General features: G+C 40.3%; 1 protein-coding gene. It reads right to left on the reverse strand.

The features are described 5' to 3' along the window. Positions 1-474: EF-P 5-aminopentanol modification-associated protein YfmH (gene yfmH / locus RVS70_RS22235; protein WP_321134887.1), on the reverse strand; the 474-nt coding region annotated here is incomplete at both ends.

Consider the following 474-nt stretch of genomic DNA (forward strand, 5'->3'; position numbering starts at 1 on the left):
GGTGATAAAACGTTTCATAGCATTCATAAAGAAGATCTTTTGTAATATGTGAAATGCTTTCCACTGTTCCCGCTATGTCAATTCTGACAGGATGCTCTTTGTACATGTTTTCAATGACCCCGAAGTAAAGCCTCCAATCAGGATTATCATCGTACATGTTAATCTCCTGCCCGATAATCCCTTTTTCTTTTTCAACCGTTTTTTCAGTGAAATATGGGTCCTGCACGAAATCGATGAGCGTCTCTAAATTGCGTTCAACATTTGATGTGCTTGAGAAAAGATAAGCCGTTCTTGTAAATGACGTAAACGCATTGGCAGAAGCACCCTGTTTGCTGAAATCTTGAAAAACATCTCCGTCCGCTTTTTCAAACAGCTTGTGCTCAAGAAAATGGGCGATCCCGTCCGGCACGTGAACCATCTCATTTTTATCTAAAGGGACAAACCGGTTATCTATTGAACCGTACTTTGTTGTAA

The organism is Virgibacillus sp. M23 (genome assembly GCF_034190895.1).
In the GTDB taxonomy this organism is placed as follows: Bacteria; Bacillota; Bacilli; order Bacillales; family Amphibacillaceae; genus Virgibacillus; species Virgibacillus salarius.